The following is a 13,621-nucleotide window of genomic DNA, read 5'->3' as shown; positions in this document are numbered from 1 at the left end:
ATGCAGGTGGATTACGTGATCGTGGGCGGCGGATCGGCCGGGTGCGTGATGGCCGCGCGGCTTTCGGAGGATCCGGCGGTCTCGGTGCTCCTGCTCGAAGCGGGGGGCGAGGCGCGCAACCCGCTGCTCCATCTGCCCGCCGGCCTGGCCGAGGCGCTGGGCCACAAGGTCGCCGATTGGGACTTCGCGACCGTGCCACAGCCAGGTCTCGACAATCGCCGCCTTCGCTGGCCGCGGGGCCGGGTGCTGGGCGGCTCGTCGGGGATCAACGCGATGTGCTACGCGCGCGGCGATCTGAGCGACTACGACGATTGGGGACAGGGCTGGTCCGGGGCCGAGGCGCTGCACCTCTTCAAGGCATCCGAAACCCATTCCGAAGGCATCTCGCAATGGCACGGCGATTCCGGGCCGCTGCGGGTGACCCGCCCGGATTGGTCGCATCCCGCCACGCGGCGATACCTTGAGGCGGGCGAACAGGCCGGGCATGCGCGGGTCGAGGATTTCGTAGCACCTGTGCGCGACGGCGTCGGGCGCTTCGACACGACGACCCATCGCGGCCTGCGCTGCTCGGCGGCGCGCGCCTACCTGCCGGACGCGGTGCGCGCGCGGCCGAACCTCACCATCCGCACGGGCCAACAGGTCCGGCGCGTGGGGTTCGACGGCCACCGCGCCGTCGCGGTCGAGACCGGCTCGGACACCTTCGAGGCCCGGTGCGAGGTGATCCTGTCGGCCGGCGCGATCGGCTCGCCGCAGCTCCTGATGCTCTCGGGGATCGGCCCCGCGGCGGACCTGGCCGAGCATGGCATCGGCCTCGTCCACGATGCGCCGGGGGTGGGCGGCAACCTCCAGGACCATCTCGATATCACCTGCATGCTGCTGACCCGGCCGGGCAGCGCGATCGGTTACGCGCCCGGCACGCTGGGGCAGGCGCTGCGCGCGCCTTATGACTGGCTGCGCGGCCGCACCGGCCTCCTGGCGTCGAATCTCGCCGAGGGGAACGGGTTCGCCCGCTCGCGCGAAGGATTGGAGAAGCCGGACATCCAGTTCCACTTCCTCCCTGCGCTGGGCGAGAACCACGGCCAAACCCGGAACTGGGGCCGGACGGGTGTCTCGCTCCATGCCTGCGCGCTCTATCCACGCTCGCGCGGGCGGCTGCGGCTCGCCTCGGCCGATCCGGCGGCGAAACCCGTGATCGACCCGAACTACCTCTCGGACGAGCGCGACCTCGCCGTATTGGTGGCGGGCGCGCGGATGGCCACGACGATCCTGTCGCAACCCGCCTTCGACGACATCCGCGTCGGATGGCACCGCCCGTCCGATCCGCCCGACACCGATGCCGGGTGGGAGACCGAGATCCGCACGCGGGCGGAATCGATCTATCACCCGGTCGGCACCGCGGCGATGGGCGACGTGACCGATGGCGACGGGCGCGTCGCGGGGGTCGGGGGGTTGCGCGTGGTCGACGCCTCGCTGATGCCGACGATCGTCGGCGGCAACACCAACGCGCCGGTCATCATGATGGCCGAGCGTATCGCCCGGAGGATCGCGGAGGCCGCGTAACGCCGGGTCTGGAGCGCGCGCGTATCGCCGTCGCGCGGTCCCCGCGCGCCCTAACAGCCGGTCAGGCCAGGAACCGCGTCAGCACCTTTTCGAGCTTCGCGGCCCCGAGCGGCGCCATGGCCTTGGTGTGGTCGTGGCTGATCGCCTCGTCCGAGAGACCCGCCGCCATATTGGTGATCGTGGAGATGGCCGCCGCCTTCAGCCCAAGGAACCGCGCCAGGATCACCTCGGGCACCGTCGACATGCCCACCGCGTCCGCACCCAATGTCCGAATCGCGCAGATTTCGGCCGGGGTCTCGAAGGAGGGGCCGGAATACCAGGCGTAGACGCCATCGTGCAGTTCGACATCCTCGGCGGCGGCCGCGTCGCGCAAACCCGCACGCAAGGCCGGGTCGTGCGCGTCGCCCATCGGCACGAAGCGCGCATCCGTCGGCTCACCGATCAACGGGTTCAGCCCCGAGAAGTTTATATGGTCCGACAGGAGCATCAGGGATCCGGTCGGCATGTCGGTGCGCAGGCTTCCGGCGGCGTTGGTAGCGATCACGCCCTCGGCGCCCAGATCGGCGAGCACCTCCAGGGGCACGCGCATCGCGTCGGCGCGCCCGCTCTCGTAATAATGCGACCGCCCGCCGAACACGGCGACGCGGGTGCCGCCGAGCCGGCCGATCACCAGCTTCGGATTGTGCCCGCTGACGCCCGCATGGGGAAAGCCCGGCAGGTCGGCATAGTCGATAGCTACGCCCTCGACTCGGTCCGCGAGATGCCCCAGGCCCGAGCCGAGGATCAGCCCGTAGCGCGGCGCCTCCGATCCGGCGCAGTCGCGGATGAGCGCGAGGAGGTCAGCGTTCCTTGACATAGGGCTCACCTCCGGCGCGCGGCGGGATCGCGCGGCCGACGAAGCCTGCAAGGATCACCACCGTCAGGATGTAGGGGATCGCGTCCAAGAGGGCCGAGGGAATGTCGATGCCGACGATGCCCTCGATCAGGTCGCCCCGGAAGCCCAGCGTCTGGAGGAAGCCGAAGAGGAGGCACGCCCAGAGCGCGTACCACGGCCGCCATTTGGCGAAGATCAGCGCGGCCAGCGCGATGAAGCCGCGGCCCGCCGACATCTCCTTGACGAACCCGGCCGAAAGCGCGGTCGCCAGATACGCGCCAGCGATGCCGCAGAGCACGCCGCAGATCATCACCGCGGCATAGCGCAGACCGACCACGCTGACGCCCGCCGTGTCGACCGCCGCCGGGTTCTCGCCCACCGCGCGCAGGCGCAGGCCGAAGCGGGTGCGGAAGAGCACCCACCAGGTCAGCGGCACGATCAGGAGGGCGACATAGACCAGCGCCGAATGCCCCGAGAGGAGTTCGGAATAGAGAGGCCCGAGGATCGGCACGTCGCGGACCGCGTCGGCGAAGGGCAGCGTGATTTCGCGGAAGCGGGCCGCGCCTTCGAGCTGTGGCGTGCGCCCGCCCAGCGCGAACCACGCCTCGCCGATCACGACCGTGAGGCCCGAGGCGAGGAAGTTGATCGCCACCCCCGAGATGAGCTGGTTGCCCCGGAACGTGATCGAGGCCAGCCCGTGGATCAGCGACAGCACCATCGACGCCGCGATGCCCGCCAGAAGGCCCATCCAGACGTTGCCGGTGTAGTAGGCGAAGGCGGCGGACATGAAGGCCGAGGCCAGCATCTTGCCCTCGAGCCCGATGTCGAAGATGCCCGCCCGCTCGGAAAAGAGGCCGGCCAGACATGCCAAGAGCAGCGGCGTCGCGAGGCGGAGCGACGAGTCGAGGATCTGGATCAGTTCGAGGAAGCTCATGGTTCGGCCTTCCCGCGTTCGGGATGCCCGCCCGCCTCCAGGGGGGTGGTCGGGGCGGGGGGCTCGGGGCTGCGGCGCGCGGCGTGGAACATGCGCTCCATCGGCAGGCGGACCATGTTATCGAGCGCGCCGGTGAACAGGATCACCAGCGCCTGGATCACGAGGATGATCTCGCGCGTCATGCCGTTCATCTCGAAGGTCAGCTCGCCGCCGCCCTGGTAGAGCGCCCCGAAGAGAAGGGCCGCGATGAACACGCCCGCCGGGTGCGATCGGCCCATCAGCGCCACCGCAATGCCCACGAAGCCCGCGCCCTGCACCGGGTCGATCACGAGGCGCTCGGCCTCGCCCATGACCGAGTTGATCGCCATCAGCCCGATTAGCCCGCCCGAGATCAGCATGGCGATCATCGTGATCCGCACGGGCGAGATGCCCGCATAGACCGCCGCCGGCTCCGAATGGCCGAAGGCCCGGATCTCGTAGCCCAGTCGCGTCCGCCAGATCAGCGCCCAGACGAACACGCAGGCCGCGATGGCGAGGAAGAAGCTGACATTGAGCGGGGTCGAGCGCGAGAAGCCCAGCCACGGCGCCACGTCATAGGCGTTGGGCAGGCGCACCGCCTCGGCGAAGCGCGCCGTCTCGGGCGAGCCGCCCGCGCCAGGCACGAGGAGGACGTTCGACAGAAGGTAGACCATCAGCGCCGAGGCGATGAAGTTGAACATGATCGTCGTGATGACGATGTGGCTGCCGCGCTTGGCCTGCAGATAGGCCGGGATCGCGGCCCATGCCGCGCCGAACACCGCCGCGCCGATGCAGGCCGCCACGAGCCCGATCGTCCAGTGCGGCCACGGCACAGCCAGCAGGACAAGCGCCGTCCCGAGTCCGCCCAGCGCCGCTTGCCCCTCGCCACCGATATTGAAGAGCCGCGCATGGAACGCGACCGCGACGCCGAGGCCGGTGAAGATGAAATTCGTCGTGTAGAAGAGCGTGTAGCCCCAGCCATAGGCCGACCCGACGGAGCCGTTCACGAGGATGTAGAGCGCCTCGAACGGGTCCTTCCCGATCAGCGCCACCACGAGGCCCGACACGATCAGCGCCAGGAGGAGGTTGATCAGCGGGATCAACAGGATGTCGACCCACTTGGGAAGCGTGTCGTTCATGCCGCGCGTCCTTCCATGCCCGCCATTAGGAGGCCCAGCTCGCCCTGGTCGGTCTCCGACGGCAGGCGCTCGCCCATGATGCGGCCGTCGAACATCACCGCGATGCGGTCCGAGAGCGCCATGATCTCGTCGAGCTCGACCGAGACCAGAAGGATCGCCTTGCCCTGGTCACGCAGCGCGATGATCTGTTGGTGGATGAACTCGATGGCCCCGATATCGACGCCGCGCGTGGGCTGGCCGATCAGGAGGAGGTCGGGGTTCCGTTCGATTTCGCGGGCGAGGACGATCTTCTGCTGGTTGCCGCCCGAGAAGTTCTTGGCCGCCAGCGTTGGGTCCGGCGGGCGGACGTCGAACCGCTCCATCTTCTCCTCGCAGTCGGCGCGCATGGCGGCGTTGTCCATGAACATGCCGCCGCTGAAACGCGGGTCGTGCTGATAGCCGAAGCCCACGTTCTCCCAGGCGCGGTAATCCATGATGAGACCCTCGCGCTGGCGGTCCTCGGGGACATGGGCGATGCCGCGATCGCGCCGGGTGCGCGCGTCCGACGCGTTGCCGGTGATGTCGAGCACCTGGCCGTTCATGCGGATCGTGCCGGTGCCGTTAGCGTAGCCGCCCAGAACCTCGAGCAGTTCCGACTGGCCGTTGCCCGCAACGCCCGCGATGCCCAGCACCTCGCCGCGCCGCAGTTGCAGGTCGATGCCGCGCAGCCGCTCGACGCCCAGGGCATCGACCACGCGCAGGCCCTCGACCTCGAGCACGACCTCGCCCGGCGTCGCGGGCGCCTTGTCGACGCGGAGCAGGACCTTCCGCCCCACCATCAGCTCGGCCAGCGCCTCGGGCGAGGTCTCGGCGGTCTTGACGGTGGCGGTCATCTCGCCGCGCCGCATCACGCTGACGGTGTCCGTCACCTCCATGATCTCGCGCAGCTTGTGGGTGATCAGGATGATCGTCTTCCCCTCGTCGCGCAGCCCCTTGAGGATGCGGAAGAGGTGGTCGGCCTCGGCGGGGGTCAGCACGCCGGTCGGCTCGTCGAGGATCAGGATGTCCGCCTCGCGGTAGAGCGCCTTCAGGATCTCGACGCGCTGCTGCTGGCCCACGCCCAGCTCCTCGATGATGGCGTCGGGGTCGACATCCATCTCGTAATCGTCGGCGAGCTGCTTGAGAAGCTTGCGCGCTTTGGCCAGCGACGGCTTCAGAAGGCCGCCATCCTCGGCGCCGAGGATGACGTTCTCGAGCACGGTGAAGTTCTCGACCAGTTTGAAATGCTGGAAGACCATGCCGATGCCCGCGTCGATCGCGGCCTGGCTGTCGGGGATCTCGGTCTTCTTGCCGCCGATGAAGACCTCGCCCGCATCCGCCTTGTAGAAGCCGTAGAGGATCGACATCAGCGTCGATTTTCCCGCGCCGTTTTCGCCGATGATTCCGTGAATCGAGCCGCGCTTGACCTGGATTGAGATGTCCTTGTTGGCCTGCACGGGACCGAATGCCTTCGAGATGCCGCGCAGCTCGATCGCGAGGGGCGGCTCGTACGTCTGGCTCTGGGACTGGGTCTGCGGGGTCATGCACGCTCCAGTAGGCCGGTCATGCGGCACAGGGTCGTCAGGGTGGGGACGGGGCCGCGGGGGCCCCGTCCGGGATCATCCTGCCGTTCGGCGCTCAGAAGGCCGGGCAGCTGTTATCCGACAGGTAGTCGTGGACCATGATGTCGCCCGCGATGATCTGGGCCTTGGCCTCGTCCACGGCGGCCTGCATCTCGGCGGTCACGAGATCGGCGTTGTTCTCGTCCATGGCGTAGCCGACGCCCTCGTTCCCGAGGCCCATGACCGAAATACCCGCTTCCAGCTCGCCCGCGGCGGCCTGGGTGAAGCTGTCATAGACGGCGTTGTCCACGCGTTTGACCATCGAGGTCAGGATCGAGCCCGGGTGCAGGTAGTTCTGGTTCGAGTCGACGCCGATCGCCTTGATGCCTTCGTCCGCAGCGGCTTGCAGGACGCCGATCCCGGTGCCGCCCGCGGCCGCGAAGACCACGTCAGAGCCCTGGCTGATCTGGCTGCGCGTCAGCTCGGCACCCTTCACCGGGTCGTTCCATGCGCTGGGCGTCGTGCCGGTCATGTTGACGATGACGTTCATGTCCGGGTTCACCGCCTTGGCGCCCTGGGCATAGCCGCAGGCGAACTTGGAGATGAGCGGAACGTCCATGCCGCCGACGAAGGACACGGTGCCCGTCTCGGAGGCCATCGCGGCCATCATGCCGACGAGGTAGCTGCCCTCGTGCTCGGAGAAGACGATCGACTTCACGTTGGGCTGGTCGACGACCATGTCCACGATCACGAAGTCGGTCTCCGGGTAGTCGGGGGCGACCACTTCCAGCGTCGAGGCGTTGGCGAAGCCGAGGACGACGACCGGGTTCGCGCCCCGCTCGGCCATGCGGCGCATGGTCTGCTCGCGCTGCGCTTCGTTGGCGAGCTCCGTCTCGGCATACTCGCCGCCCGTCTCCTCGACCCAGCGCTGGGCGCCGTTGAACGCGCTCTCGTTGAACGACTTGTCGAACTTGCCGCCCAGGTCGATGATCAGGCCCGGCTCGGCATCCTGGGCGAAGCCCATGCCGGCGGTCAGGGCGAGGGTCGCCGCGGCGCCCATCAGTTGCTTGGTGAAGGTCATGTATCGCTCCCGTTGGTGGGCGCGGGTTCATGGTCGTGGCAGACCCCCGCGCCGCGTTTGATGCAAGGGATAAGGCCGCAGGGGGGCGCGAAGATCAACCGGATTCGCCCGTTGACCCCCCGTCAGAGGGTCTTGCGGAGCGTCAGGGCGTCGACGCCTCCATAATAGCCGGTTCGCTGACCGGCGAGGTGCCAGCCAGCCCCGTCATAGAGCGCGCGGGCGGCGGCGTTGTCCGCCGCGACCTCGAGGAAGGCGGCGTAGGCGCCGCGCGTGCGGGCCGTGTCTTCGAACCGGGCCAGCAGCGACTGGCCGAGCCCGGCGCGCCGGTGATCCGGGTCGACCGCAAGCGTCAGAAGCTCCGCCTCCTCGGCCACCGTCCGGCCCAGCAGGAACCCCGTCTCCTTCTCGGCCAGTACGAAGCAGAGCGGATCGCTGACGGCCGCGGCAAACGCCGCGTCCGACCATCGTGCAGGTCCGTGGAAGCAGGCCGCGTGCAGCGCGGCCATTCGGTCGATTTTCATGGGGCCGGTCTCCCCTTCCGGGAAGGACTATAGCGGCACGGGCGCGTCGGCCCAGCCTCAGATGACGACCGGTGGCGGATCGGAGGGCGGCGCGGCATCCGCAGGCCGCAGGTAGATCGGCGCGGGGCGCGCGCGTCCGGGAGCGGCGCGGGCGGCGGCGATGCGCGAGATGGCGACGGCCACCGGCTCCGATGCGGCGGGTTCGACCCCCGGCGCCGCCACGCCCGCCGCCGGTCCGGTCGGCGTCGCGGGCCATCCGTCGGGCCACGGCGTGCCCGGCTCGACCGTCCGGATCGTGTCGCGCCAGCCCAGATGCACCTGGCCGCGCGGCGCCGGCAGGCAGACTGTGACGTTGCGCCCGGCGGCCAGCGCCTCGACCGTACCGACGCCCTCGGCCGGGATGCCCAGCCCCAGCGCCAGCCCCCGCGCGGCGGCGACCGCGATGCGCGTGCCGGTGAAGTTGCCCGGCCCGACCCCGACGCCGATCGCGTCGAGGTCGGCCCAGGCCGTTCGCCCCTCGGAGAGCAGCGCTTCGAGGATCGGCATCAGCCGTTCCGCCTGTCCGCGTGTCATCGGCTCTTCGCGCGCGGCGACGACCTCGCCCCCCCGGAGGAGTGCTGCGGCGCAATGGGGACCGGAGGTGTCGAAGGCGAGGATCAGGCGCTCAGCCATCGGGATCCAACTCGGCGTTCAACCGATCCCGGCCACTACCCCCCGAGCGGGGCAACCCGTCGTCGAGATGCAGCCACGGGAGGGCGGCGTCGGCATGGGAATGGGAGGCGGGCACGAGGGTCTCGGCTTGGTCGAGCACCCCGAGCGGGACCCAGACCTGGCCCGGCAGATAGTCGAACCGCGCCGCCAGCGGCGAGCCGCAGGTCGGGCAGGTCCAGCGCGCGACACCGGCGACCGCCTCGAACGGCCGGAGCGTATCCGGAGCCAAGTGCAGCGTCTCGGGCGCGAAGGCGGCGAAGGCGGGCTGCGGCGCACCGGTCCAGCGGCGGCAGTCGCAGCAATGACACCAGGCGACAGTCAGCGCCGCGGCATCCGCCGAAAGACGCGAGGCGCCGCAATAGCAGCGCCCCGTGACGACCGGATCGGCCAAGGGTCAGACCCCGACGGGCCGGACTTCGAGGACTTCGGGGATGTAGTGCCGCAGGAGGTTCTCGATCCCCATCTTCAGCGTCATCGTCGAGGAGGGGCAGCCCGCGCAGGCGCCCTTCATCTGGAGATAGACGACGCCCCGCTCGTAGCCGTGGAACGTGATGTCGCCGCCATCCTGCGCCACGGCCGGACGGACGCGTGTGTCCAGAAGTTCGGTGATCTGGCCGACAACGGCGCTGTCGGCCTCGTCGTGATTGGCGCCGTGGGCGGCCTGCGTCTCGCCTTCCATGACGGGCGCGCCCGACTGGAAATGCTCCATGATGCCGCCGAGGATCGCGGGCTTCACGTGATCCCACTGGGTGCCGTCATTCTTGGTGACCGTCACGAAATCATGGCCGAGGAACACGCCCGTGACGCCCTCGATTGCGAACAGGCGCGTCGCGAGCGGGCTGGGCGCGGCACTGGCGGAATCGGGAAAATCGGCCGTGCCGGTATCGAGCACCGTCTGGCCGGGCAGGAACTTCAGCGTCGCGGGGTTCGGGGTCGTCTCGGTCTGAATGAACATGGGGGGCACCTCCGGGGTCGGTCTTCTATGTGCGCCTTCGGCCGCCGGGGGTCAAGGTTTTGGAACCGTTCTAAACTGCACTCAGCGGCGGTCGCAGCGCAGCGCCACGACGGCGGATCGCGCATCCGCGCCGATGCCGCGCCGGTCGCCGCCGCGGCGGAACGGCACGCCCATTCCGTCCAGCGCGCGGGCCAGCCGGTCGGGCGTGACCGTCTCGCCCAAGCCGTCGCCCGCGCGATCCTCGAGCCAGAGCCCCACGAGCGTGCCCTCCGACGACAGGACTGGCGCGCCGGCAGCACCCCGCGCCTCGGGAGCAGCCTCGACGAGGAAGATCCCGTCACCCGTGATCTCTCGCAGAATGCGGCCCCGCGTCGTGCGCGCGTCGCCATCGCGTCCCACACGGGTCAGGAGGGCCAGCCCGTCGCCCCGGCGCGGCGTGCCGTCGTCGAGCGGAACCCAGCCATCGCTGCGCCCCGGCGCGGCATAGACCGCGACGCCCGCGTCCCGGTCGACATCTACGCGCACAAGCGCAGCACCCCCCGCGATACGAACGCCGTCACAGACCCGGTCGAGCCGGGTCGTCGTGACGATGTCGGTCGTGTTCACGAAGGTCCCCGTGGCGATGCGCCGGCCGCGATCGGGATCGGGCAGGGGGGCGGGTACAGGCGTGGCGACCGGCGCGCGGTCGTCGCGGTCGCGGTTGAGAAGCCCCGTGATCGCCCCGATCAGCGCGCCTTCAAGCGCATCCTCCAGCGACACGTCACCGCGACCATCGTCCGTCGCGGGACGGTCCGGCTCGGGACGGGCGGGGCCCGACCCGCCGAGCAGCGCCGCGATCACGCCGCCCGTGCCCGGTGCGATATCGCCCATGTTGCGGCGCGCGAAGCTGGCCGCGACGAGCTGCAGCCGCGCCTGGTTGGCATCGTCTGCCACCAGCGTGTGGGTCATCCAGCGCCCGTCCTGCCGGTCCGAGCGCAGGTAGGTGTGACGCCCGCCGCGGAGCTGTGCGGCCGTTATCATCCGCGAATCTGTCCGCAGCGTGTAGGGATCGCGATCGGTCCGCGCATCGGCGAGGAAGGTCGCATGCAGGTCGTCGGGCCGCCGGTTCGTCGGCTGCGCGATCAGAAGGAACGACGCATCGGGCGTGTAGTAGCGCGTGTCCGCGCCGACGTTCTGGACCTGGAGGATGCCGTCGGGCCGCAGGTGGTAGACCTGCCAGTCGGGATGCCAGACCGGCACCCAGCCGCTCCCCTGCCGCTCGGCCTCGAACCCGCGCATCAGGCTGCGAACGTCCCGCCATGTCGGCGTCCGGCTGCCCGTCGTCTCGCGGACATATTGATCGAGCGCCCCCTGGCTGCCGCGACCCCATGCACCGTCCAGAAGCGCGTCATAGGTGCCCGCATGGGCCAGCGCGGCCTGCACCAGCCGCTTCTCCGACGAGGTCAGCCGACCCGGATCGAACGGCCCGTTGATGCGGATCGCCTGCTGCGCCGCCGCAGCCCCCGCCAGCGTCAATGTCAGGATGAGGGCGAGGGCAAAGCGAAACATGGTGCGGGTCTCCGGCAAGCGGTTGAACCCAATAGGCTAGTGGTGAAGGGGCGTCCGTCCAGCGCGCAGTCTCAGGCGATACCCTCGAGCTGCTCCTTCGTGAGGTTGCCCGGAACGATTGTCATCGGCACCGGCAGCGCGCCTGCGGACTTGGTCAGCGCGGTGACCAGCGGGCCTGGCCCCTTGCCCTCGACGGCGGCGCCCAGCACCAGCACGCCGATCTCGGGATCCTCGCGCACCTGGGCCAGGATCTCGTCCACCGGCTCGCCCTCGCGGATCACCAAATGCGGCTCCAGCCCGTGCTTGTCTCGCATCCATTTCGCAAAGACCTCGAAATGCGCCACGATGCGCTCGCGGGCCTCCTCGCGCATGATGTCGCCGACCCCGATCCAGTGGTTGAACTCGTCGGGTGGGATCACCGACAGCACCTCGACGCCGGCGCGCGTGTGCTCGGCCCGGAGCGAGGCGAAGCGCATGGCGTTCAGGCATTCGCGGCTGTCGTCTAGGACGACGAGGAACTTGCGCATCTGGGGCCTCGGGCGTGGTTTCGGCAGCGCACAGCATGGCGCTGGCGCACCGGTCTGGCAAGCGCTCAGGCGGTGCGCGACAGAACCGGTTCGCGGCGGGGCGGGGGCGGGCTGAAGAGGCGCAGGCCTGCGCGCATGGACGCCGTGCCGACGCGGGTCGCGACCACCAGCGCCAGTTGCAGCACGGCCAGCCAGACGGCCACCATCGCCGCGACCGCCATCCGGCTGACGCGCATCCCGGCCCGCAGCGTGCGCGACTTGCCGAGGACGGCGAAGGTGCGGGTCGTGCGCGGCCCCATGGCCTCGGCGATGCGGGCGACATGGCGCGCATCCTCCGGGCCGTCGATCAGCCGGGTCAGGCGCAGCGCCTCGCCGGTCGAGGTCGCGCGGCGCACGCGTTGCAGGTCGCTCGCCACCGCGCCGAGGCCCGCCAGCTTGGCGGTGTCCGTGATCTCGCCGATCCCGATTCGGCCCGTCACGACGCCCGGAACCCCGTCCCACTGCACCGGGACGCGCAGCATCCGCGCAAGCTCGGGCGTGACCGCGCCGATCCGCCGCCCGAGCCGCAACAGGCTGGCCCCCGCCTTCACCGTCACGCTGCTGCCGCCGGACACGAGGATGCCCGCCGTTGCCGCCAGCCCAAGCGCCGCGAGGCCTGCCTCGACCTCATCCACCTCGGCATCCGTGGCCCAGTTCATCGCCTGCCGACGAAGCGCGTTCACATCTCCCAGGGGCGACATCTCGAAGGGCACCGCGCAGGCGCCGAGCATCGCGACGGACGGGCAAGACATGGCATCCGCCATGCAAGCGACGCAGGCAGACGCGCTGGCCGTCCATCCCTCCGCCTCAGCGATCAACGCCGCGGCGGGCGCACGGTCCACGTCATGTCCGAGATCGTCCGCCAGACCCAGCAGCATCTCCGCCCGTTCTGCATCCCCGTCCGCCACCGCCGCCTCCAGCGACGTCGCGACCCAGTCCTCCGTCGCCGCGATCCGAACCGACCGCTCCAGCGACAGGACGAGATCCTCGCCCGTACGCTCGATCAGAGGGGCCGAGAGCGGGTTGGTCGACAGCGCCCAGAGCGCCACCGCGCAGGTCGCCGCAAAGGGAGCCACGCCCGCGAAACCCCGGATCACCGAGAATAGAACTGCCATGCCCGCGCCTCCGCGAAGGCCGTCTGACGCGGCCCGTTGCGGATCACGCTAGCATATCGTCCCGCGCAACACAGCTTTTCTCAGGCCGAAAGCGCCCAATCCCAATACATGTCGCGCACCCGCCGCGTCACCGGCCCTACCTGGTAGGTGCGGTCGTCGAACCCGGTCACCGGCGTCACCTTGGTCAGGTTCCCCGACAGGAACACCTCGTCGGCATCGCGGAAATCGTCGAAGGTCAGCACCGTCTCGTGCACGGCCTGCCCGTCCCGCGCGAGGTTCGATATATGCCGCGCCCGCGTGATGCCCGACAGAAAGGTGCCGTTGGCGATCGGGGTGAAGACCTCGCCATCCTTGACCATGAAGACGTTGGATGTCGCGCTTTCGGCCACGTTGCCCATCGCGTCGGCCACCAGCGCGTTGCCGAACCCCTTGGCCTGCGCCTCGGCCAGCATGCGCGCGTTGTTGGGATAGAGACAGCCGGCTTTGGCATCGCAGACATTGTCTTCCTGCACCGGCCGTCGAAAGCGCGTCGTCGTCAGCGTCGTCGACTTGTCGGGCGCGAACATCGGCACCTCCTCGAGGCAGATCGCGAAGCCCGTTTCCTCGCCCGACGGCACGAGGCCCAGCTCGCTGCCATGGATGCCCCAATACATCGGTCTAATGTAGATCGCCGCGTCCGGCTCGAAGCCCTCCAGCCCCTCGTGGACCAGCTCGACCATCCGCTCGGGCGTCATCGTCGGCGTCAGCATCAGCGCCTTGGCCGAGCGGTTCACGCGGGCGCAGTGGCGGTCGAGATCGGGTGTGACGCCCTCGAAGCGCCGCGCCCCGTCGAACACGCTCGATCCCTGCCACATGCCGTGATCCGCGGCCCGCATGATCGGCACGTCGCCATCGTGCCAGGTGCCGTCGAACCATGTTCTGATATTGCTGCCGAATGCCATCGCGCGCCTCCCCCGGACCGGGCGGAGGGTAGGGCCGCCTCCGCCCAGCGTCCAGCCGAGGCTTGAGCCGCGACACCG

At 69.8% G+C, this 13,621-nt stretch carries 14 protein-coding genes; 1 reads left to right on the top strand and 13 read right to left on the bottom strand.

What is annotated here, in order from left to right:
* Entirely contained in the window at positions 1–1,560 is a 1,560-nt protein-coding gene (locus ACK8OR_RS10325; RefSeq protein WP_410189311.1) for a GMC family oxidoreductase, read from the top strand.
* A 61-nt stretch (positions 1,561–1,621) separates the two neighbouring features.
* Here ACK8OR_RS10325 and ACK8OR_RS10320 read toward each other — a convergent pair whose 3' ends face one another.
* The 13 genes from ACK8OR_RS10320 to ACK8OR_RS10260 all read right to left on the bottom strand — a co-directional run bounded on the left by ACK8OR_RS10320 (position 1,622) and on the right by ACK8OR_RS10260 (position 13,543).
* Complete coding sequence (locus ACK8OR_RS10320; RefSeq protein ID WP_410189310.1) at positions 1,622–2,416, bottom strand: purine-nucleoside phosphorylase; 795 nt, start codon at positions 2,414–2,416, stop codon at positions 1,622–1,624.
* Positions 2,400–3,368 carry an ABC transporter permease gene (locus ACK8OR_RS10315; RefSeq protein WP_410189309.1) on the bottom strand — a complete coding sequence of 323 codons (969 nt, stop codon included), beginning with the start codon at positions 3,366–3,368 and terminating at the stop codon, positions 2,400–2,402. Before ACK8OR_RS10315 ends, ACK8OR_RS10320 begins: the two co-directional genes overlap by 17 nt.
* Positions 3,365–4,525 (bottom strand): ABC transporter permease, encoded by a 1,161-nt coding sequence (locus ACK8OR_RS10310; RefSeq protein WP_410189308.1) that lies wholly within the window; start codon positions 4,523–4,525, stop codon positions 3,365–3,367. The genes ACK8OR_RS10315 and ACK8OR_RS10310 overlap by 4 nt, the downstream gene beginning before the upstream one ends.
* Positions 4,522–6,087, bottom strand: coding sequence for an ABC transporter ATP-binding protein (locus ACK8OR_RS10305; protein WP_410189307.1), 1,566 nt, complete (start codon positions 6,085–6,087; stop codon positions 4,522–4,524). The genes ACK8OR_RS10310 and ACK8OR_RS10305 overlap by 4 nt, the downstream gene beginning before the upstream one ends.
* Positions 6,088–6,181: 94 nt before the next feature.
* Positions 6,182–7,186 carry a BMP family lipoprotein gene (locus ACK8OR_RS10300; RefSeq protein ID WP_410189306.1) on the bottom strand — a complete coding sequence of 335 codons (1,005 nt, stop codon included), beginning with the start codon at positions 7,184–7,186 and terminating at the stop codon, positions 6,182–6,184.
* Between the two features lie 122 nt (positions 7,187–7,308).
* The gene (locus ACK8OR_RS10295) at positions 7,309–7,707 is read right to left on the bottom strand and encodes a GNAT family N-acetyltransferase (protein WP_410189305.1); all 399 of its coding nucleotides are present in this window, start codon (positions 7,705–7,707) and stop codon (positions 7,309–7,311) included.
* A gap of 57 nt (positions 7,708–7,764) precedes the next feature.
* Complete coding sequence (gene tsaB, locus ACK8OR_RS10290; RefSeq protein WP_410189304.1) at positions 7,765–8,379, bottom strand: tRNA (adenosine(37)-N6)-threonylcarbamoyltransferase complex dimerization subunit type 1 TsaB; 615 nt, start codon at positions 8,377–8,379, stop codon at positions 7,765–7,767.
* Positions 8,372–8,809: a GFA family protein gene (locus ACK8OR_RS10285; RefSeq protein ID WP_410189303.1), complete on the bottom strand. Its 438-nt coding sequence runs from the start codon at positions 8,807–8,809 to the stop codon at positions 8,372–8,374. Before ACK8OR_RS10285 ends, tsaB begins: the two co-directional genes overlap by 8 nt.
* Before the next feature lie 3 nt (positions 8,810–8,812).
* Positions 8,813–9,373 carry a NifU family protein gene (locus ACK8OR_RS10280; protein WP_410189302.1) on the bottom strand — a complete coding sequence of 187 codons (561 nt, stop codon included), beginning with the start codon at positions 9,371–9,373 and terminating at the stop codon, positions 8,813–8,815.
* An 81-nt stretch (positions 9,374–9,454) separates the two neighbouring features.
* Positions 9,455–10,921: a serine protease family protein gene (locus ACK8OR_RS10275; protein WP_410189301.1), complete on the bottom strand. Its 1,467-nt coding sequence runs from the start codon at positions 10,919–10,921 to the stop codon at positions 9,455–9,457.
* 71 nt (positions 10,922–10,992) lie between these two features.
* Positions 10,993–11,448 (bottom strand): universal stress protein, encoded by a 456-nt coding sequence (locus ACK8OR_RS10270; protein WP_410189300.1) that lies wholly within the window; start codon positions 11,446–11,448, stop codon positions 10,993–10,995.
* Positions 11,449–11,513: 65 nt separating this feature from the next.
* Positions 11,514–12,602, bottom strand: coding sequence for a hypothetical protein (locus tag ACK8OR_RS10265; RefSeq protein WP_410189299.1), 1,089 nt, complete (start codon positions 12,600–12,602; stop codon positions 11,514–11,516).
* An 80-nt stretch (positions 12,603–12,682) separates the two neighbouring features.
* The gene (locus ACK8OR_RS10260; RefSeq protein WP_410189298.1) at positions 12,683–13,543 is read right to left on the bottom strand and encodes a branched-chain amino acid aminotransferase; all 861 of its coding nucleotides are present in this window, start codon (positions 13,541–13,543) and stop codon (positions 12,683–12,685) included.
* Between the last annotated feature and the right edge of the window lie 78 nt (positions 13,544–13,621).

The organism is Jannaschia halovivens (genome assembly GCF_046452375.1).
Lineage (GTDB): Bacteria > Pseudomonadota > Alphaproteobacteria > Rhodobacterales > Rhodobacteraceae > Jannaschia > Jannaschia halovivens.
Note: the sequence above shows the minus strand (reverse complement) of the source record. Positions and strands in the feature narration are given on the sequence as shown.